At 71.1% G+C, this 19,080-nt stretch carries 20 protein-coding genes; 7 read left to right on the top strand and 13 right to left on the bottom strand.

Annotated elements, in window-relative coordinates:
* Positions 1 to 30: 30 nt before the first annotated feature.
* Positions 31 to 783, bottom strand: a complete 753-nt coding sequence (locus ACWD5F_RS28210; RefSeq protein ID WP_451258450.1) for an MBL fold metallo-hydrolase — start codon at positions 781 to 783, stop codon at positions 31 to 33.
* Between the two features lie 214 nt (positions 784 to 997).
* On the opposite strand from ACWD5F_RS28210, the gene ACWD5F_RS28205 reads away from it, so the two are divergent.
* Together ACWD5F_RS28205 and ACWD5F_RS28200 are read left to right on the top strand one after the other, a co-directional pair.
* Positions 998 to 1,423, top strand: coding sequence for a type II toxin-antitoxin system PemK/MazF family toxin (locus ACWD5F_RS28205; RefSeq protein ID WP_451258448.1), 426 nt, complete (start codon positions 998 to 1,000; stop codon positions 1,421 to 1,423).
* An 89-nt stretch (positions 1,424 to 1,512) separates the two neighbouring features.
* Positions 1,513 to 2,421, top strand: a complete 909-nt coding sequence (locus ACWD5F_RS28200) for a hypothetical protein (protein ID WP_451258446.1) — start codon at positions 1,513 to 1,515, stop codon at positions 2,419 to 2,421.
* Between the two features lie 16 nt (positions 2,422 to 2,437).
* Here ACWD5F_RS28200 and ACWD5F_RS28195 read toward each other — a convergent pair whose 3' ends face one another.
* The 7 genes from ACWD5F_RS28195 to clpS all read right to left on the bottom strand — a co-directional run bounded on the left by ACWD5F_RS28195 (position 2,438) and on the right by clpS (position 7,037).
* Positions 2,438 to 3,388, bottom strand: a complete 951-nt coding sequence (locus ACWD5F_RS28195) for a PLP-dependent cysteine synthase family protein (RefSeq protein WP_451258444.1) — start codon at positions 3,386 to 3,388, stop codon at positions 2,438 to 2,440.
* Positions 3,389 to 3,394: 6 nt separating this feature from the next.
* Positions 3,395 to 3,673 (bottom strand): MoaD/ThiS family protein, encoded by a 279-nt coding sequence (locus ACWD5F_RS28190; protein ID WP_124000284.1) that lies wholly within the window; start codon positions 3,671 to 3,673, stop codon positions 3,395 to 3,397.
* Between the two features lie 88 nt (positions 3,674 to 3,761).
* A complete protein-coding gene (locus tag ACWD5F_RS28185; RefSeq protein WP_019065921.1) occupies positions 3,762 to 3,857 on the bottom strand; it encodes a putative leader peptide in 96 nt (31 codons plus the stop codon).
* Between the two features lie 79 nt (positions 3,858 to 3,936).
* Positions 3,937 to 4,359 (bottom strand): Mov34/MPN/PAD-1 family protein, encoded by a 423-nt coding sequence (locus ACWD5F_RS28180; protein ID WP_401727026.1) that lies wholly within the window; start codon positions 4,357 to 4,359, stop codon positions 3,937 to 3,939.
* Positions 4,360 to 4,433: 74 nt separating this feature from the next.
* Positions 4,434 to 5,876, bottom strand: coding sequence for an amino acid permease (locus tag ACWD5F_RS28175; RefSeq protein ID WP_451258441.1), 1,443 nt, complete (start codon positions 5,874 to 5,876; stop codon positions 4,434 to 4,436).
* Positions 5,877 to 6,082: 206 nt separating this feature from the next.
* A complete protein-coding gene (locus ACWD5F_RS28170; RefSeq protein ID WP_401727028.1) occupies positions 6,083 to 6,688 on the bottom strand; it encodes a DUF2017 domain-containing protein in 606 nt (201 codons plus the stop codon).
* Between the two features lie 31 nt (positions 6,689 to 6,719).
* Entirely contained in the window at positions 6,720 to 7,037 is a 318-nt protein-coding gene (gene clpS, locus ACWD5F_RS28165; RefSeq protein ID WP_124000467.1) for an ATP-dependent Clp protease adapter ClpS, read from the bottom strand.
* 57 nt (positions 7,038 to 7,094) lie between these two features.
* On the opposite strand from clpS, the gene ACWD5F_RS28160 reads away from it, so the two are divergent.
* Positions 7,095 to 8,441, top strand: coding sequence for a nicotinate phosphoribosyltransferase (locus ACWD5F_RS28160; protein WP_451258439.1), 1,347 nt, complete (start codon positions 7,095 to 7,097; stop codon positions 8,439 to 8,441).
* Positions 8,442 to 8,533: 92 nt separating this feature from the next.
* Positions 8,534 to 9,124, top strand: coding sequence for a nicotinamidase (locus ACWD5F_RS28155; protein ID WP_451258437.1), 591 nt, complete (start codon positions 8,534 to 8,536; stop codon positions 9,122 to 9,124).
* A gap of 435 nt (positions 9,125 to 9,559) precedes the next feature.
* On the opposite strand, the gene ACWD5F_RS28150 is transcribed toward ACWD5F_RS28155, so the two are convergent.
* Positions 9,560 to 9,901 carry a hypothetical protein gene (locus ACWD5F_RS28150; protein WP_451258435.1) on the bottom strand — a complete coding sequence of 114 codons (342 nt, stop codon included), beginning with the start codon at positions 9,899 to 9,901 and terminating at the stop codon, positions 9,560 to 9,562.
* 133 nt (positions 9,902 to 10,034) lie between these two features.
* Positions 10,035 to 12,362 carry an immune inhibitor A domain-containing protein gene (locus ACWD5F_RS28145; RefSeq protein ID WP_401727035.1) on the bottom strand — a complete coding sequence of 776 codons (2,328 nt, stop codon included), beginning with the start codon at positions 12,360 to 12,362 and terminating at the stop codon, positions 10,035 to 10,037.
* A 356-nt stretch (positions 12,363 to 12,718) separates the two neighbouring features.
* On the opposite strand from ACWD5F_RS28145, the gene ACWD5F_RS28140 reads away from it, so the two are divergent.
* Positions 12,719 to 13,021 (top strand): hypothetical protein, encoded by a 303-nt coding sequence (locus tag ACWD5F_RS28140; RefSeq protein ID WP_451258432.1) that lies wholly within the window; start codon positions 12,719 to 12,721, stop codon positions 13,019 to 13,021.
* Positions 13,022 to 13,127: 106 nt separating this feature from the next.
* Here ACWD5F_RS28140 and ACWD5F_RS28135 read toward each other — a convergent pair whose 3' ends face one another.
* Both ACWD5F_RS28135 and ACWD5F_RS28130 read right to left on the bottom strand, forming a co-directional pair.
* Positions 13,128 to 13,814, bottom strand: coding sequence for an RDD family protein (locus tag ACWD5F_RS28135; RefSeq protein ID WP_401727039.1), 687 nt, complete (start codon positions 13,812 to 13,814; stop codon positions 13,128 to 13,130).
* An 89-nt stretch (positions 13,815 to 13,903) separates the two neighbouring features.
* Positions 13,904 to 15,436: an RDD family protein gene (locus tag ACWD5F_RS28130; RefSeq protein WP_451258430.1), complete on the bottom strand. Its 1,533-nt coding sequence runs from the start codon at positions 15,434 to 15,436 to the stop codon at positions 13,904 to 13,906.
* A gap of 242 nt (positions 15,437 to 15,678) precedes the next feature.
* On the opposite strand from ACWD5F_RS28130, the gene ACWD5F_RS28125 reads away from it, so the two are divergent.
* Positions 15,679 to 16,092: an SsgA family sporulation/cell division regulator gene (locus ACWD5F_RS28125; RefSeq protein ID WP_401727042.1), complete on the top strand. Its 414-nt coding sequence runs from the start codon at positions 15,679 to 15,681 to the stop codon at positions 16,090 to 16,092.
* A gap of 14 nt (positions 16,093 to 16,106) precedes the next feature.
* On the opposite strand, the gene ACWD5F_RS28120 is transcribed toward ACWD5F_RS28125, so the two are convergent.
* A complete protein-coding gene (locus tag ACWD5F_RS28120) occupies positions 16,107 to 17,522 on the bottom strand; it encodes an FAD-binding oxidoreductase (protein WP_451258428.1) in 1,416 nt (471 codons plus the stop codon).
* A gap of 92 nt (positions 17,523 to 17,614) precedes the next feature.
* On the opposite strand from ACWD5F_RS28120, the gene ACWD5F_RS28115 reads away from it, so the two are divergent.
* Positions 17,615 to 19,072 (top strand): tetratricopeptide repeat protein, encoded by a 1,458-nt coding sequence (locus ACWD5F_RS28115; protein ID WP_451258426.1) that lies wholly within the window; start codon positions 17,615 to 17,617, stop codon positions 19,070 to 19,072.
* Positions 19,073 to 19,080 lie beyond the last annotated feature (8 nt).

Raw genomic sequence — 19,080 nt, 5'->3', positions numbered from 1 at the left:
TTCCGGGAGCCGCGCGGGGAGGGTCCGGCCTCAGATCTCGTACGACACCCTCGGCGCCGCCAGTTCCACCGGCCCGGTGTAGACCGCGCGGGCGTCGGTGAGGTTGGCCTGCGGGTCGGTCCACGGGGGGATGTGGGTGAGGACCAGGCGGCGGGCGCCGGCCCGGGTCGCCGTCTCGCCCGCCTCGCGGCCGTTGAGGTGCAGGTCGGGGATGTTCTCCTTGCCGTACGTGAACGCGGCCTCGCACAGGAACAGGTCGGTGTCCCGGGCGAGTTCGTCCAGGGCCGGGCTGATGCCGGTGTCGCCGGAGTACGTCAGGGACTTGCCCCCGTGCTCGACCCGGATGCCGTACGCCTCCACGGGATGGGCCACGCGTTCGGTGTGCACGGTGAACGGGCCGATCTCGAACGTGGACGGCTTGACGGTGTGGAAGTCGAAGACCTCGCTCATGGAGGAGGCGGTGGGGGTGTCGGCGTAGGCCGTGGTGAGGCGGTGCTCGGTGCCTTCGGGGCCGTAGACCGGGATGGGGTCGCAACGGCCGCCGTCGTGGCGGTAGTAGCGCGCGACGAAGTACGCGCACATGTCGATGCAGTGGTCGGCGTGCAGATGGCTGAGGAAGATCGCGTCGAGGTCGTAGAGACCGCAGTGGCGCTGCAGCTCGCCCAGGGCGCCGTTGCCCATGTCGAGGAGCAGCCGGAAGCCGTCGGCCTCTACGAGGTAGCTCGAGCAGGCCGATTCCGCGGACGGGAACGACCCCGAGCAGCCGACGACGGTGAGCTTCATAAAGCAGAAACCTCCGCTGGCGGGAACTTCTGGAGTTGGGTGACGGGGGTCGTGCGGTCCGTCGAGCGTAAGGCGCAAAAGGGCCGGTCGCTCCTCCGCCAAGGGCTGTTGTGGGGGAACTCACCTGTGGTGTCACCGGTTCGGCTGGAAGCGGGGCGCGTGAGGTTGGGAAGAGGGCGCGCGGCTTGGATTGCGCGCCGGTACCGTCGTCCGCATGAACACGACGTGGTGGCTCGCGCTGGCGGCGGTGATGTTGCTGGCGCTGGTCGCCACGCTGGTGGACGGGTGGGGGCGAGGGCGGCGGCCCGCGCGGAAAGTGCGCGGGGACCGGCCGCGGCCCGCCGAGATCTGGTGGGCGAACGTCCCCTACGAGGACCAGCCGGGGGCCGCGAAGGACCGGCCGTGTCTGGTGCTCTCCGTGCGCGGGCGGACGGCGAGGGTCGCGAAGATCACCAGCAAGTACCACGACGAGCGGGGCGGGGTGATCGCGCTGCCCCCGGGGTCGGTGGGGGACGCGCAGGGGCGGGCGAGCTATCTGGAGACCGACGAGCTGCGGTCCGTGCCGGTGGCCGATTTCCGGCGGCGGGTGGGGGTCGCGGACCCGGCCCTGTGGGACCAGGTACGGCACCTCGCCCGGTAGGCGGGTACTGCGCAACCTCCCCTGAATCCATGGCAATTGGGGTGGTGCGCGCAGGGGTCGGATCCCGATGCGCGGGGATACTGACCCGTATGACGGACTGGCTCATACTCGCGGGTTGCTTCGTGATCGCGGTCACGGCGTGGCTGCTCGACGACAAGGTGCGCGGTGCCGCCGCCGATGCCCGTCTGGCGGCCTTCCTGGCCGAGGACCGCGGCGGCGCCGTCGTCGGACCGCAGGACGTGGAACGGCTCGGCCCGCTGGCCCTCGGTGTGCTGAACGGCGAGGGGCAATGGGGGGCACGTACGGGGGCGCTGGCCAGGCTGGTGGCTGCGGGGCGGCTGCACCGGATGCCGCAGGACACACCCGGGCAGGGGCGCTGGGAGTCCCGTGACGCACCGCCCTCGGACGCCGACGAGTTCGAGCGTGAACTGTGGGACGCGGCGCGGCCGTTGCATGTGCGCAACCCCGCCTTCTCCCCCGGCCAGGGCAAGGGCGAGTACCTGTGGGAGGTGCAGGCGCCGAACTCCTACCACCTGGTGAAGTCGGCGGAGGCACGGCTGCTCGGCGAGGGCTGGACCCGGGCGCAGTTCGAGATGGTTCCCGGTCTGCCGCTGCGCTGGGGCCGGTGGTCGGCGATCGCCGCGGCGGTCTCGGTGCCTGCCGTGACCGTGCTGCTGCTCGACCAGGCCTGGGTCCGGGCCGGGCTGGCGTTCCTCATCGGGGCGATGGCTCTGCGGAAGGTCTTCCCCGACGGCCCGGCCGTGCCGCGTCACCTGCCCACCGTCACCGGCAAGGGGAAAGCGGTGCTCCGGGTGGCGCGGGAGCGCTACGCGGAGCTGGATCCGGCGACCCGCCCGGTGTCGGAGCCGTACGACCCGGGCCAGGTGCGGATGGCGGTCGCGCTCTTCGGCTTCGCGGTGCTCGACCGCATCGACGAAAGGATCATGACCGACTGGTCCCGGCCGGCACCGGAGTTCGTCGACGGCCCCGGGGAGTGAGCCCGGGGCGTTCGCGTCAGGCCCAGAGCTGACCTTGGAGGGTCGCGATCGCTTCCTCCGTGGTCGCGGCCGTGTACACACCCGTCGACAGGTACTTCCAGCCGCCGTCCGCCACCACGAACGCGATGTCGGCCGTCTCTCCTGCCGCAACGGCCTTCTTGCCCACGCCGATCGCGGCGTGGAGGGCCGCGCCGGTGGAGACGCCGGCGAAGATGCCCTCCTGCTGGAGGAGTTCGCGGGTGCGGGTGACCGCGTCGGCGGAGCCGACGGAGAAGCGGGTCGTGAGGACGGACGCGTCGTAGAGCTCCGGGACGAAGCCCTCGTCGAGGTTGCGGAGGCCGTAGACGAGGTCGTCGTAGCGCGGCTCGGCGGCGACGATCTTGACGTCCGGCTTGTGCTCGCGGAGGTAGCGGCCGACGCCCATGAGCGTGCCCGTGGTGCCCAGGCCCGCGACGAAGTGGGTGATCGACGGGAGGTCGGCGAGGATCTCCGGGCCGGTGGTCGCGTAGTGCGCACCGGCGTTGTCCGGGTTGCCGTACTGGTAGAGCATCACCCAGTCGGGGTGCTCGGCGGCGAGCTCCTTGGCCACGCGTACGGCGGTGTTGGAGCCGCCGGCGGCCGGGCTGGGGATGATCTCGGCGCCCCACATGCCGAGCAGGTCCCGGCGCTCCTGCGAGGTGTTCTCGGGCATCACGCAGACCATGCGGTAGCCCTTGAGCTTGGCGGCCATCGCGAGCGAGATGCCGGTGTTGCCGCTGGTCGGCTCCAGGATCGTGCAGCCGGGGGTCAGGCGGCCGTCCTTCTCCGCCTGTTCGACCATGTGCAGGGCCGGGCGGTCCTTGACCGAGCCGGTCGGGTTGCGGTCCTCCAGCTTGGCCCAGATGCGGACCTCGGCGGACGGCGACAGCCGCGGCAGGCGCACCAGAGGGGTGTTGCCCACCGCGGCCAGCGGGGAGTCGTAGCGCATCGAGGATCAGGCCATACCGCCGGCCACGGCCGGCAGGATCGTCACGTTGTCGCCGTCGGCGACCTTGGTGTTGATGCCCTCGAGGAAGCGGACGTCCTCGTCGTTCAGGTAGACGTTGACGAAGCGGCGCAGTTCGCCGCCGTCCACGATGCGGGCCTGGATGCCCGCGTGCCGGGTCTCGAGGTCGGTGAAGAGCTCGGCGAGGGTGTCCCCGTTGCCCTGCACGGCCTTCTGGCCGTCGGTGTACGGGCGGAGGATGGTGGGGATGCGGACCTCGATGGCCATGGCGAAGGGCTCCTGTCGGAAAGGGTCTGGTCTCGGGGAGAGCGCGGCACAGCGCCGCGGCGGACGGCCTGCGGCGACAGCGCGGTGGTCAACAGATGGCGCTGTTCAGCCTGCACAGGTCGACGTGCAGCCGCGCCACGAGCAGCGTGCCCGGCGCCTTGTCGCTCACGTCGAGAAGAACCATGGGGTCATCGTATCGATTCCCGGTCGGGACGCCGGAGTGTGATCTCACATCACGGACGGATTTCATCCACCGTTCGAGATCAGTACGACTCCACCACCCTGACCTCCTCCTCCGTGACCTCCCCTTCGACGATGCGGTACGAGCGGAACTGGAAGTCGCCGAGGCCGTCCGTGTCGGCGGTGGACACCAGGACGTAGTGGGCTCCGGGCTCGTTCGCGTAGGAGATGTCGGTGCGCGAGGGGTAGGCCTCGGTCGCGGTGTGGGAGTGGTAGACGACCACCGGCTCCTCGTCGCGGTCGTCCATCTCGCGGTAGAGCTTGAGCAGGTCGCCGGAGTCGAACTCGTAGAACGTGGGCGACATGGCCGCGTTCAGCATCGGGATGAAGCGCTCGGGGCGGTCCGAACGCTCCGGGCCCGCGACGACGCCGCACGCCTCGTCGGGGTGGTCCTTGCGCGCGTGCGCGACGATCTGGTCGACGAGGGCCTGGGTGATGGTCAGCATGTTCGTCAGGATAAGCAGAGGGCCCGTTCGTACCAATGGGTGGTACGGACGGGCCCATATGCCGGACGGGTCGATCAGCCGATCTTCTCGAACTCCGGTTCCCGGCGCGCCGCGATCTCCGGGTTGCGGGACTTGAGGACCGACCAGCCGATGCCGAGCACCGCCGCCCAGCCGGCCATCACGTACAGGCAGACGCGGGAGTCGTCGTCGTACGCGATCAGGCAGGTCACGAAGAGGAGGAAGGCGATGGCGATCCAGCTGCACTTCGAGCCGCCCGGGGCCGGGAAGGGCGAGGCGGGCAGGCGGCCCGCGTCGACCGCGCGGCGGTACAGGACGTGGCTGATCAAAATCATCAGCCAGGTCCAGATGCCGGCCGCGGTGGCCACCGAGGTGACGTAGCCGAAGGCCTTCTCCGGGACGACGTAGTTCAGGACGACGCCGATGCCCATGCACAGGACGGAGACGGTGATGCCGAAGGCCGGGGCCTTGGTGCCGGACAGGCGCTGGAAGACCTTGGGGGCCTCGCCGTTGGCGGCCAGGTTGCGCAGCATCCGGCCGGTCGAGTACATGCCGGAGTTGCAGGAGGACAGGGCCGCGGTGAGGACGACGAAGTTGACGATGCCGGCGCCGGCCGGGATGCCGATCTTCGCGAAGGCCTCGACGAAGGGCGAGACGCCGGGGGCGAACTCGGTCCACTTCACGACGCAGAGGATGACGCTGAGCGCGCCGACGTAGAAGAGGGCGATGCGCCAGGGAAGGGTGTTGATCGCCTTGGGGAGCGTCTTCTCCGGGTTCTCCGACTCCCCCGCCGTCACGCCGACCAGCTCGACCGCGAGGTAGGCGAACATGACGCCCTGGAGGGTCATCAGGGACGAGCCGACGCCCTTGGGGAAGAAGCCGTCGAACTGCCAGAGGTTGGCGACGGCTGCGGTGTCACCGGCGGAGCTGAAGCCGAAGGTGAGGACGCCGAGGCCGATCACGATCATGCCGATCAGGGCGGTGACCTTGACCATCGAGAACCAGAACTCGAGCTCCCCGAAGACCTTCACGGAGATCAGGTTGACCCCGAAGAGGACCACCAGGAAGACCAGGGCCGTCACCCACTGCGGGACCGCCGGGAACCAGTAGTTGACGTAGATCGCGGCGGCGGTCAGCTCGGCCATGCCGGTGACCACCCACATCAGCCAGTACGTCCAGCCGGTGAAGTAGCCGAAGAACGGGCCGAGGAACTCGCGGGAGTACTCCGCGAAGGAGCCCGAGACCGGGCGGTACAGGAGCAGTTCGCCGAGGGCCCGCATGATGAAGAAGATGATCACGCCCGCGAGGGCGTACATCACGATGAGGCTGGGACCGGCCTTGGCGATGTTCGCGCCGGCGCCCAGGAACAGCCCGACCCCGATGGCGCCGCCGATGGCGATCATCTGGACCTGCCGGCTGCCGAGCCCGCGCTCGTACCCCTCCTCGGGGGCCTTCCCCTCCTCGGGGATGTTGTCCGTGTCGACCTGAGCGGAGGTCATGTGGTGGTGTGCCTTTCGCCGAGTCCCCCGTGTGCAGTCGTGAAGATCTATCACGGCCGCACCGGTGATCAGCTGGGGTTTTTGTGGCGCACACCACAGGAAGAAGCGGACAAAACGCGGTCGGCGTCGGCATAACCGGCCGCCGCGGTGACGTGATCGTTATCCGGATTTGAGCGTCTTCTGAGCGAACAGGAAACGCTCACCGGTCACGGCATCAGGGTGGACACGAGCGTCTCCTGGAGCCCGCCGAGCCACAGGTACGCCATCACCATCGGCTTGCGCGGGTCCTCGTCCGGCAGCCGGTAGAGGTCGTCGGTGTCGTCCTCGTCGGTGATCTCCAGGCGGGAGCCGATCGCCAGGCGCAGGTCGTTCAGGGCGCCGAGCCACTGCCGGGAGTCCTCGGCGGAGAGCCTGAGGATCGCGCCGCCGTCGCCGGCCGGGGTCAGCCCGTCCAGCGTGCGCACCACCGCGAGGGCGCTCTCGCGCTTGCCGGCCCGCAGGTCGTTCTCGGTGTAGCGGCGGAACTCGGAGGAGTACGCGCGGTTCTCCTCGGCCTGCCCCGGCGAGTCCGGGACCTGCTCGGGGTCGCTGTAGGCGTCCGGGAACAGGCGCCGCAGCACCGGGTCCTTGGGCGGCTCGCTGGGGCCCTCGGCGAAGAGTTCGGCCAGCGGGTCGTCGGAGGCGTCCTCGCCGGGGCCTGGGCCGATGAGTTCCAGCAGCTGGACGGCCAGCGACCGGATGATGGAGATCTCGACGTCGTCGAGGGCGACGGCCGCGCCGCCGCCGGGGAGCGGTTCGAAGTGTCCGGGCATGAAGGGCGTCGCTACTTCCGCTGCTGGGTCGCTACTTCCGGTCCTGCTGGAGGGTGGCCCACAGGCCGTAGCCGTGCATGGCCTGCACGTCCCGTTCCATCTCCTCGCGGCTGCCGCTGGAGACGACCGCCCGGCCCTTGTGGTGCACGTCGAGCATGAGCTTGGTGGCCTTGTGCTTGCTGTAACCGAAGTACGCCTGGAAGACGTAGGTCACATAGCTCATGAGGTTGACCGGGTCGTTGTGGACGATCGTGACCCAGGGGACGTCGGGCTCGGGTACGGCGAAGGTCTCCTCCGCCGACTCGGTGCGTTCGATCTCCAGGGGTGCGGGTGACGTCACAGGGGCCATGCTGCCACGCATCCCACAAATCGTCACACCGACGAGAAGGGAGTACCATCCCTTGCCATGAACACAGCGGACCTTGGGCTGCCGGTGGACGTTCCCTCTACGGCGCTCTTCACGGACCAGTACGAGCTGACGATGCTGCAAGCGGCCCTGAAAGCGGGCACCGCCGAGCGGCGGAGCGTGTTCGAGGTCTTCACCCGGCGACTGCCCGACGGACGGCGCTACGGCGTCCTGGCGGGCACCGGACGGGTCCTCGACGCGGTCGAGAACTTCCGCTTCGACGCGGACGTCCTGGGCTACCTGCGGGAGCGGTCCATCGTCGACGAGGCGACCTTGGAGTGGCTGGCGACCTACCGCTTCTCCGGTGACATCTGGGGCTACCCGGAGGGCGAGGTGTACTTCCCCGGCTCGCCGATCATGCGGGTCGAGGGCTCCTTCGCCGAGTGCGTGCTCCTGGAGACCGTGATCCTGTCGATCCTCAACCACGACTCCGCGATCGCCGCGGCGGCCTCGCGGATGTCCTCGGCCGCGGGCGAGCGCCCGCTGGTCGAGATGGGCGCCCGCCGCACCCACGAGCTGGCGGCCGTCGCCGCCTCGCGTGCCGCCTACGTCGGCGGCTTCGCCTCCACCTCCGACCTCGCGGCCGGCTTCCGCTACAACATCCCGACCGTGGGCACCTCCGCCCACGCCTTCACGCTGCTGCACGACAACGAGCGGGACGCCTTCCAGGCCCAGGTCGACTCGCTGGGCCGGGACACCACGCTGCTCGTGGACACCTACGACGTGGCCGCCGCCGTCCGGACGGCCGTCGAGGTCGCCGGGCCCGAGCTGGGCGCGGTCCGCATCGACTCCGGCGACCTGCTGCTGGTCGCGCACCGGGTGCGGCAGCAGCTGGACGAGCTGGGCGCGACGAACACCCGGATCATCGTCACCTCCGACCTGGACGAGTACGCCATCGCCTCGCTGGCGGCGGCTCCGGTGGACGCGTACGGCGTCGGTACGCAGCTGGTGACCGGGTCGGGGCATCCGACCTGCTCGATGGTCTACAAGCTGGTCGCCCGCGCCGAGTCCGCCGACCTGAAGGCGCCGCTGGTGGCGGTGGCGAAGAAGGCGGCCGGCGGCAAGACGTCCGTCGGCGGGCGCAAGTGGGCCGCGCGGCGCCTCGACGAGGACGGGGTCGCGGAGGCCGAGGTCGTCGGTACCGGCGCCGTGCCGGCCGAGCTGGTGGACCGGCAGCTGCTCGTCGAACTGGTCAAGGGCGGTGACGTGGTGGCCCGCGAGCCGCTGGACGTCGTCCGCGACCGGCACGCGAGCGCGCGGGCCGGGCTGCCGCTGTCGGCGACCCAGCTGTCGCGCGGGGAACCGGTCATTCCCACGGAGTATGTACAGGGGCGCTCGGGTAGTTAGGGGCTGCCAGGTCTCAATGCGGGGCACGCCCTCCCGCTGGGGGCCCGAAGTCTCTAGGCTCGAACTTCACTCACAGTCGAAGGACACCCACCATGCGCCGCGCCTTGATCGTCGTCGACGTACAGAACGACTTCTGCGAGGGAGGCAGTCTCGCGGTGGCCGGGGGTGGCGATGTGGCCGCCGCGGTCACCGAGCTGATCGGGCAGGCGGCCGGCTCCGGCTACCAGCACGTGGTGGCCACCCGCGACCACCACATCGCGCCCGGCGGCCACTTCGCCGACAACCCCGACTACGCCCACTCCTGGCCCGCGCACTGCGTCGCGGGCACCGAGGGGGTGGGCTTCCATCCGAACTTCGCGCCGGCCGTCGCCTCCGGCGCGATCGACGCCGTCTTCGACAAGGGCGCCTACGCGGCCGCGTACAGCGGCTTCGAGGGCGCCGACGAGAACGGCGTGAAGCTGGGCGACTGGCTGCGGGCCCGGCAGGTGAGCGAGGTCGACGTGGTGGGCATCGCGACCGACCACTGCGTGCGGGCCACCGCCCTGGACGCGGTCCGCGAGGGCTTCCGCACCCGGGTCCTGCTGGAGCTGACCGCGGGCGTCGCCGAGGAGAGCACCGACCGCGCGCTGAACGAGATGCGCGAGGCCGGCGTGGAACTGTCGGGCAAGCCGGTCGTGGCGTAGCGCGCGACGGTCCGGGCGGAGCCCCGGGGGCCCGAGTGGGCCGGGCGCCGCCCCGGGGGCCCGAGTGGGCCGGGCGCCGCCCCGGGGACCCGAGTGGGCCGGGCGCCGCCCCGGGGACCCGAGTGGGCCGGGCGCCGCCCCGGGGACCCGAGTAGGCCGGGCGCCGCCCCGGGGACCCGAGTAGGCCGGGCGCCGCCCCGGGCCACGACGGTCCGGACGAAGCCGCGACTGCCCGAGCGGGCCTGTCGCCGCCCAGGGCTGACCGGTCGCCGGCCCGGGCCGGCGGGCAGGAGCCGCAGCCGCAGCCGGAGATGGTCGCGGGCCGAGCGCGGCCGGGTTCGTGCGGGCGGCAGACAGGGGGCAGCCGGGTTCGCGCGGGCGCCGGGCCAGGGCCCGCCCGGCCGGAAGATGCCCCTCCGCTGAGCCGCCGCAGGCCTACGCTGGTGCCGTCGGTCTTCTCAGCAGGGCTCTGATCGGGTGCCACAGCTCCTGGACCAGGTCCGGGCCGACCGGGACACCGTTGTCAGGGGCCGTGCGCCATATGAGGCCGTCGGGGTGGTGGAGGACCGCGGTGATCTCGTCGGGGGTGGGCGGCGACCCGTTGCCGCGCAGGTAGACCGCCCGCATGCCCAGATTGCGCAGCCGGGTCAGGGCGCGTGCCCGGTTCCGGGCATGCACCAGGACCCGTACCCCCGTGCCGTCGGTGGTGGGGCTGGGCAGGTTCAGCGCCACCACGACGCTGCCGGTGGGCAGCTTGCAGAAACCTCCTGCGGCCATGCGGTCATACCCCCGTACGGGTCGGTGTCGATGTCTGTGTCAATAAGCAGGGCACAGCACGCACCTAAACACGATCGGCGGCGACCCGCCAGGGGGTCACCGCCGATACGTGTCTGACCTGCATAAACGCCGATTACTTGGTCGAGGGACCGACCTTCACCTTGATCGTCGAGCCACTGAAGGGCTCGTCGATGATCCTTATCGAGGTGTTGGTGTCAGTGACCTTGACACCGGCCAGCGGGTTCGACGCGTCGTAGTACGTCGAGCGTCCGTCGTCGAAGAGCGGGACACCGAACTGCGACTTGATCTTGGTCGCCACGTCCGCCTTGTGCAGCGTGATCGAGTCGGTCGGGTACCAGCTGAACGGCGAGTCGTAGGCCTGCACGCGGTTGCGCATCAGCGTGCCGTCGGACCACTTCAGCGGCTTCGGGTGCGAGTCGATCGGGAGGATCAGACCCTCGCCCGGGTGGGCGCTGGTGTTGTCGTCCGCCTGGGAGGTGTCCCACTTCCAGATCAACAGGCCGTTCTGGTACGCGTAGTGCTCCACCCACGACGGGCGCAGCGCCGAACCGAAGTTGTACGGACCGACCTTGAGGACCTTGTCGTACGACACGTACTGCCGGTTCTCGGCGATGTAGTACTGCGCGTAGTCGTCGGTGATCGAGGCGCCGATGCGCGTGAACCCGTTGGACGTCCAACCGGCGTCCGCGGTCTCGGCGTTGTCGGAGAAGACGGTCGCGCCGTCCGCGGTCACCTTGATCTCGTCGGCCGCGAAGCCCTTCTGGGCCACCCCGCCGTCGGTCGCGTAGCGGAAGCGCAGGGTGATCTTCTGGCCGGCGTACGCGTTCAGCGGGAAGGTCAGCTTCTGGTACGCGTCCACCGTGCCGGTGAGGGCGGGCTTGCCGCTGCCGTCGCGCGGAACGGCCGTGCCGTCGGCGAGAGTTCCGTCGATCGGGGTGTAGCTGGCGCCGCCGTCGGTGGAGACCTCGGTGTAGAGGTAGTCGTAGTCCTGCTCGATGTCCCACCAGCCGTCGAGGGTCAGCGCGGCCGAGGCCTTGCCGGTCAGGTCGACCGTGCGGGTGAGGGTGTTGCGCAGGTCGTCACCGCTGCCGCTCCACCACTGGGTCGCGCCCTCGGCCGGGGCGACCACCTCGGTGGTGACCTCCTTCTGGGGCAACTCGACCACCAGCGCCTGCGGGTTCTTGGTGTTGTACTCCGCGACGCCCAGCTTGTGCGTCGACTTCTTGCCGGCCTTGGCCACGTCGTAGTCCAGCCAGCCCAGTTGGAGCTTGTCCCAGGCGTTCATGTCGCCGGGCAGGTCACCGATGGAGTCCTTGCCGGTGCCGAGCCAGGAGCCGGAGGACATCAACGTCCAGAAGCCCGTGGAGTTCTCGCCGCCCGCGGTGTCGTACTCGTCGGGCAGGCCGAGGTCGTGGCCGTACTCGTGGGCGAAGACACCGAGTCCGCCGTTCTCCGGCTGGATGGTGTAGTCGCCGACCCAGATGCCGGTGTCGCCGATCTGGGTGCCGCCGAGCTTGTTGGTGTCGGGCCCGGTGGAGCCGGCGTCGGTGCCGAACGCGTACCAGCGGTGCGCCCAGATCGCGTCCTCGCCCTGCGCGCCGCCGCCGGCGGACTCGTCCTCGCCGGCGTGCACGATCTGGAAGTGGTCGATGTAGCCGTCGGGCTCGTTGAAGTTGCCGTCGCCGTCGTAGTCGTAGCGGTCCCACAGGTCGTACTGGGCCAGCTCCGCCCTGATCTCGGCGGCCGTGTCACCCGCGGCCTCGCGGTCGGCGACCCAGGCGTTGACGCCGTCCTGGACCGCGTACCAGGCGCCGGTGGACGCGCTGTTGGAGCCGTAACGGGCCTCGTTGTAGGGGACCTTGACCCAGTCGGTGACCTCGCCGTCGACCGAGTAGCGGCCCGAGGACTGCTTCTCGTAGTACTTCTTCAGCGACTCGGTCTTCTTGCCGGTACCGAAGTAGAGGTCCTGGAAGTGCGCCTGGTTGTAGTCCGCCTGCCAGGCCGTGCTGTTGTCCTGCTTGCGGTCCGGCTTGGCTATCTCGTTGTGCAGCGGACCGACCGTGCCGCCGTAACGGCTGTCGATCTGGTCGCCGAACTCGACCAGGATGGTGAAGATCTTGTCCGTCTTCTCACGGCCGAGTTCGACGTACTTGTCCTGGCCCTTGAGCTTGACGACCTTCGAGCCGTTCCGGTCCTTCACGGACGCGGCTCCGGATATGACCTGGTCCAACGCCTCTTTGTGCTGGGCCTCCTGAGTCTTCGTCAGGGGGCCGTCGAGGTCGTGCTCCTTGGCCTTCACCGGCTGCGGATCGTGCCGGTCAACTGCGGTGGTCGCGGCCGAGTCGGCCTGCGCCACGGCGAACGTCGAGAACGTGGCGGTGGCCGCCGCGAGCGCGACACCGACCGCGGCCGCTCTGAACGTCCAGTGTCTATAGGTCACTTGAGTTCCTTGTGATGAAGGGCTGTATTCAAGTGACGCAATTTGACTAGAGACTGGTAAGAAAAGACAGGCCTTGACTTGAACATAACAAGTGCTCTATGCACGGTGGGCGCGCGCATTACGAACGTGTGAACGGGCGAGTGGTTGCGCGCTCAACAGGCGCGCGGGTCCGTCCACAGGGTGGACGGCATGACTCCGTGCGCCCCCTGTGCACCGGCACTGTTGGTTAGGTCACGCTTACTGTTCGTTCCAGTCGGGCATGCACGCGATTAGAGTCGGTTGGCGGTTCGCCTTGAACACGGCGGAAAACCAGGCCGACACCCCCGTGGACCCCCACTTCCGAGGACACGATTGCCATGCCTCGTCCGACTGCCGCACAGCTCGCCTACGGTTCGTTCACCGTGATCTTCTCGACGCTCGCCATGCTGCTGCTGTCACAGACGAGTTCGGGCGTGGGGATCGCGGTCATCGCCTTCGCGGCGCTCGCGCTCGGGCTCCTGGTCGCCATGACCGTACCGCTGCCCCGGTCGCGGATCGTCGCGCGGTCCCAGCCGGCTCCGGCCGTCTCGGCCGCGCCCGCCGCACCGACCGCGCCTCTCGCGCACCAGACGGAAGAGCCCGTGCCGGCCGCGGCCACGCGCTCCTCCAACGCTGCCTGAGCTCCGACGCACGCGCACGACAGGCGGCGCCGGCCGAGTCGTTCTCCGACTCGGCCGGCGCCGCCTGTCGCATGTGCCGGTGGCGCCGACTCCCGTCGGCGCGGGTTCAGTTGGTGCTGACCACCACCGTCTTGGCGGCCTTGTCGTGCAGACCCTGCTTGTAGGGCCGGTCGAAGAAGCTCCAACCGCCGCTGATCGCGGTCCAGATGCAGGCGCAGCAGAACGCGAAGGGGATCCACAGCACCGCCGAGCGGGCCAGCGTGGACTGCACGGAGGGTGTGGAGCCGTTGTCGAGGTTGGCCACCCGCATGTTCAGCCACTTCTTGCCGAGCGTCTGGCCGGTCCTGCTGATCATGGCGGTGTCGTAGCCGATGTAGAGGACGGCGGCGACCAGGGACTGCGCGAACGACTTGCCGTACGACATGTTGTCGCCGCTCACGTCGTACTCGTGCACGCCCAGCGGCCAGGTGACCAGCCAGACGACGATGCCGACGAGGATCAGGTCGATGATCCGGGCCAGCGTGCGCTTGCCGCTGTCGGCGAGCGGAGGCATGCCGGAGAGCGGATCGTTGGGGTAGGAGCCGCCGCCGTAGGGATCGCCCCCACCGGCGGGGGCACCGCCGTAGGGACCCCCGCCGTAGGGCGGCGGCTGACCGCCGCCCGGGGGCGGGTCGTACGGCGAGCCCGGGCCCTGGCCGGGCGGGCCGGGCGGGGGCTGCTGCGGTGGCTGCTTCCGGAACGGGTCGTCGTCCGGCGGCTGCTGGCCGGAACCGGGAGGCGGTTCGGTGGTCATGGCCCGAGTGCACCGCGAACCCCGCCGTCCCGCATCCGACGAGCGGCCGTCCGGAGTACCGGATCACCTGGTACGGATGCGGTAGACGGTCATCCCGCCACGAACGTATGGGCCGCCTTGTCGTGCCAGCACTGGCGCCACGGGCGGTCGAACAGGCACCACGCGACGCCCACGACACCGATCAGGAGCAGGCCGGGCACGCAGTAGACGAGCCAGCGGCGGACGGCTCCGCCGAAGGTCGGCGACTGGTGGCCCTCGATGTCACGCACCTCCAGACCCAGCAGCTTCTTGCCCAGGGTGCGGCCCCACTTGGCGGTGGGCAGCGCCTCGTAGAGGACACCGAAGACGAGCAGGACGGCCAGGACGATGCCCAGGTAGACCGAGGTCGTGCCGTCGAGGAACCAGACGGTGACGGTCTCGCCGGAGAGCTTCGCCGCGTCGATCTTCTCGTCGACGTGGTCGATCGCCTTGGTGCCGAGCGGTACGGCGGCCACGGCGGTGACGCCCGCCAGGACGACGGTGTCCAGCAGCCGGGCGATCAGGCGCTTGCCGAGCGGTGCGGGGCGGGCCTCGGACTGACGCCGGGCGGCGGCCTGGAACACGTCCTCGACGGGCGGCTTCCAGGGCGCGACGGGCTGCTCCTCACCGCCCGCGAGCCGGTGCACCTGCTGCGCCCACGAGGGCTGTCCTCCGCCGGAGCCACTGGACATGGGGGCTGCGGACACGGGGGCGGCGGAGGCCTGTCCGGCCGCCGCCGGTTGCTGCACGGGCTGGGGACCGCCGGACTGCGCGGGCACGCCGGGGGCGGCGGCCTGTTGAGGACCGGAGAGGGCGGTGGGCGCGACTGCCGGTCCCTGCACCCCGGCGCCCCCTGCTCCCGCCTGTGCCGCCGCCGCGCGATCGGCGGCCGCCTTGCCCGCGCCGAAACCGGGGCCGGAGGGCGCCCCCGTGCTCCCGCTCTGCGCCCCTCCTTGCGCCCCGCTCTGCTGTCCCGCGCGCGGGGTCATCGTGCGGAAGGTCATGGTGCCGTCGTCCCTGACGGGACCGCCGGGACCGGGGACGGAGGCGTTGCCCGCACCGGACGCGTTGTCCGCACCCGCCTTCGGGCGGCGGAAGACGAAGGTGCCGTCGGACGGGATGTCGGACGAGCTGTCCGCGGGAGGGACGGTCGCCGTCCCGTCGGTGTGGGCGGTCGGGGCGCCCGACGGACCACCCGGCAGCGCGCCCGCCGGACCGCCCGGCCGGCCGGCCGAGGCCACGCGGGGGTCGGGACCCTGCGGGGACCCCCACGACACGCGCCGGTCCTGCTCGCCGCCGAAGCCGGCCTGGCGGGAGCGGTCGGCGCCCCAGGCGGACGCCGGTTCGGGACGGCTGCCGTGCTGGGACACCTGGGGCGCGGGGTCCTCGTCGAAGAAGTGCGGGCCCGTCTCCTCGACCGGCGCGGGGCCGGCACCGGAACCGTCCGGCGCGGCGAGCGGAGCGCCGTCCGACGGGGCCGGTCGGCTGGTGCCCGGTACCCAGGAGGCACCGTTCCAGTACCGGACGTATCCAGGGATGGACGGGTCCGGGTAATACCCCTCGCGGGGCCTGTCGTCACCGGGTGCCGGGGTTGGGGCGCTCATGTCCGTCGTCCCGTATCTGCTCGGGGGTCAATATGGGGGGCTCCACATCTATCAGACCGGCGTGGCCACCACTGCCCCTCCCGCAGGACCCGCCCCTTTCCGGGCAAGGGTGTGCACCCGCTTCACCGTTCCGGAAAAAAATTCTCCGAACCCGCGTAATGGTTGCGCGCCCACCGCCTCTCCATTCGTACGGGCCCGTCCGCGGAGCCCCGTACACCTGACCGAGAGAGGAACCGCACGCCATGCACTACACAGTGGTGGAACGCGAGTTGGAGCTGAAACTCATCCTGTCGCCGGAGCGCAGCATCCCGGTGCCGGCCCGGCTGGGCTACCGGACCGACGATCCCTACGCCGTCCACGTCACCTTCCACATCAACTCCGAGCACCCCGTGCACTGGACGTTCTCCCGCGAGCTCCTGGTGGAGGGGGTGTTCCGGCCGTGCGGGCACGGGGACGTGCGGGTGTGGCCGACGAAGTCGGAGGGGCGCAGCGTCGTCCTGATGGCGCTCAGTTCACCCGACGGGGACGCCCTGCTCGAAGCACCGTCGGCCCAGGTCTCGGCCTGGCTGGAGCGGACGCTGCGGGTGGTGCCCCCGGGGACTGAGGGCGAGCAGCTGGGGATCGACGACGCGCTCGACCAGCTGCTCGCCCAGTGAGCCCGCTGTCGACGTCAGAACAGCTTGCCCGGATTGAGGATGCCCAGCGGGTCGAAGGTCTGCTTGACCGCCCGCTGCATCTCCAGTCCGACCGGGCCGAGTTCGCGCGCCAGCCACTCCTTCTTCAGGACGCCCACGCCGTGCTCGCCGGTGATCGTGCCGCCGAGCTCCAGGCCGAGCGCCATGATCTCGTCGAAGGACTCGCGGGCGCGCCGGGACTCGTCGGGGTCCTGGGCGTCGAAGCAGACGGTGGGGTGGGTGTTGCCGTCGCCGGCGTGCGCGCAGACCCCGATGGTCAGCCGGTACTTCTCGGCGACCCGCTCGATCCCTTCGAGCATGTCGCCGAGCCGGGAGCGGGGCACGCACACGTCGTCGATCATCGTCGTGCCCTTGACCGCTTCGAGCGCGGTCAGCGAGAGCCGCCGGGCCTGGAGCAGCAGTTCGGACTCGGCGGCGTCGTCGGCGGGCACCACCTGGGTGGCACCGGCCGCCTCGCACAGCGCGCCGACGGCGGCGAGGTCGGCGGCCGGGTCCGGGGTGTCGAAGGCCGCGAGGAGCAGCGCCTCGGTGGTCTCCGGAAGTCCCATGTGCGCGAGGTCGTTGACGGCCTTCACCGTCGTACGGTCCATGAGTTCCAGCAGCGAGGGCACGTGACCGCCGGCCATGATCCGGCACACCGCGTCGCAGGCCTCGGCCGCGGACGCGAACTCGGCGGCGAGCACCAGCTGCTGGGGCGGCTGCGGGCGCAGCGCCAGGATCGCCCGTACGACGATGCCGAGCGAGCCCTCGGAGCCGACGAAGAGGCGGGTGAGGTCGTACCCGGCGACGCCCTTGGCGGTGCGGCGCCCGGTGGACATGAGGCGGCCGTCGGCGAGGACGACGTCGAGGCCGAGGACGTACTCGGCGGTGACCCCGTACTTCACGCAGCACAGCCCGCCCGACGCGGTGCCGATGTTGCCGCCGATCGTGCACATCTCCCAGCTGGAGGGGTCCGGCGGGTAGTAGAGGCCGTGTTCGCCGACCGCGCGGGAGAGGGTGGCGTTGATGACGCCCGGCTCGACGACGGCGGTGCGGTCGATCGGGTTGATCTCCAGGATGCGGTCCATCTTGAGGAGCGACAGGACGACGCAGCCCTCGGAGGCGTTGGCCGCGCCGGACAGGCCGGTGCGGGCGCCCTGCGGGACGACCGGGACGCGCAGTTCGGTGGCCACGCGCATGACGTGCTGGACCTGTTCGACCGTGCGGGGCAGGACGACGACCGCCGGGACGCCGGCCGGGCAGAAGCTCGCCATGTCGTTGGCGTAGGAGGCCGTGATGTCGGGGTCGGTCAGGACGGCCTCGGCGGGCAGCCCGCTCAGCAGCCGGTCCAGGAGGCCACCGGTCGCCACCGTGTCCTCGTCGCGACGCGCTTCGATACGACTCATGATCACAGCCTCGCACCGGCGGCCATCGGTGTGAACCCCACCTGCGGCAGTCGCGGGATGCCGAGGTGTGGTCGTCGTACTGGCGCACAGTGAGCGCCATGACGAACGCGAGGGACAGGGCCGCCACGGAACGGAAGCGGGCCCGGCGTTCGCGGGTCACCGGGTGGCTGGTGGCGGGCGCCGTCGCGGGGTGTGCCGCGCTGGGCGGGGTGCTGATGCTGTGGCCGTTCGAGCGGGCGACGGTCGTCCGGCCGCCGGCTCCGGCGCCGGGCGCGCAGGCGCTGACCGCGGTCACCGCCGGGGTGCCGGCCGCGCTGCCCGATCTGGCGGCGCTGATCGGCGAACGCGAGACCTTTCTGCGGGCGCATCCCCGGGACGCGCGGTCGTGGGCGGTGCTCGGGGCCGCGTACGTGGAGCAGGGGCGGCGGACGGCCGACGCGACGAACTATCCGCGGGCCGAGCAGGCGCTGCGCACCTCGCTGAGGGTGCGGACGAAGGGAAACGACGTAAAGGCCGCGGCGCTGGACGGGATGGCTGCGCTGGCCAACGCGCGCCGGGACTTCCGGGCGGCGCGGAGCTGGGGCGAGGCCGCGCTGAAGGTGGATGCCGGGCGCTGGACGACGTATCCGCTGCTGCTCGACGCGTACACCGGGCTCGGTGACCACAAGGCGACCCGGCGGACGCTCGACGCGCTGCTGGAGCTGCGGACGGGGCCGGCCGTGATGGCGCGGGCCGCCGGGGTCTACCGGGACCAGGGCTGGCGCGAGGACGCGGCGGCCGCCCTCTCCGACGCGGCGGCGCGGTCGACGGCACCGGCCGAGCGGGCCGCGTGGCTGGAGCGGGCCGGGCAACTGGCCTGGGAGCGCGGGGACTTGACGGACGCGCTGCGGCACTTCCAGGAGGCGGTCCGGGTCGACCCCGACCAGCGGGCCGCGCAGGCCGGACAGGGCCGGACGCTGGCGGCGCTGGGCCGCACCACGGAGGCGCTGAACGCGTACCGGGTGGCGCTGGCCCGCCAGCCGAGCCCGCAGTACGCCCTGGAACTGGGCGAGTTGTACGAGTCGCTGGGGCTCGGGCAGGCCGCGCGCGTGCAGTACGACCTGCTGCGGGCCCGGGTGCGGGAGGAACAAGCGGGGGGCGTGGACGACGAGTTGGTGCTCGGCGTCTTCGAGGCGGACCACGGGGATCCGGCGGCGGCGGTACGGCGGTTGCGGGCCGAGTGGCGACGGCAGCCGGGGATCGCCGTCGCGGACGCGCTGGGGTGGGCGCTGCACCGGGACGGCAAGGACAAGGAGGCGCTGCGGTACGCGGGCACGGCGACGGACAAGGTGCACGGCGGTGGCGTACGCAGTGCGCTGTACGCCTATCACCGGGGCATGATCGAGCGGGAGTTGGAGCAGTTCGCGCCCGCGCGGCGGCATCTTCAGGACGCGCTGCGGATCAACCCGTACTTCTCGCCGCTGGGCGTGCCGCTCGCGCAGGCCGCGCTGGCGGCGCTCGGGGAGCCGCCGGACGAGGACGTGCCGGTGATGGACGCCAAGCGGCCGAGGCGGTGAGTCCGGCG

This window comes from Streptomyces sp. NPDC002499 (genome assembly GCF_053595415.1).
Note: the sequence above shows the minus strand (reverse complement) of the source record. Positions and strands in the feature narration are given on the sequence as shown.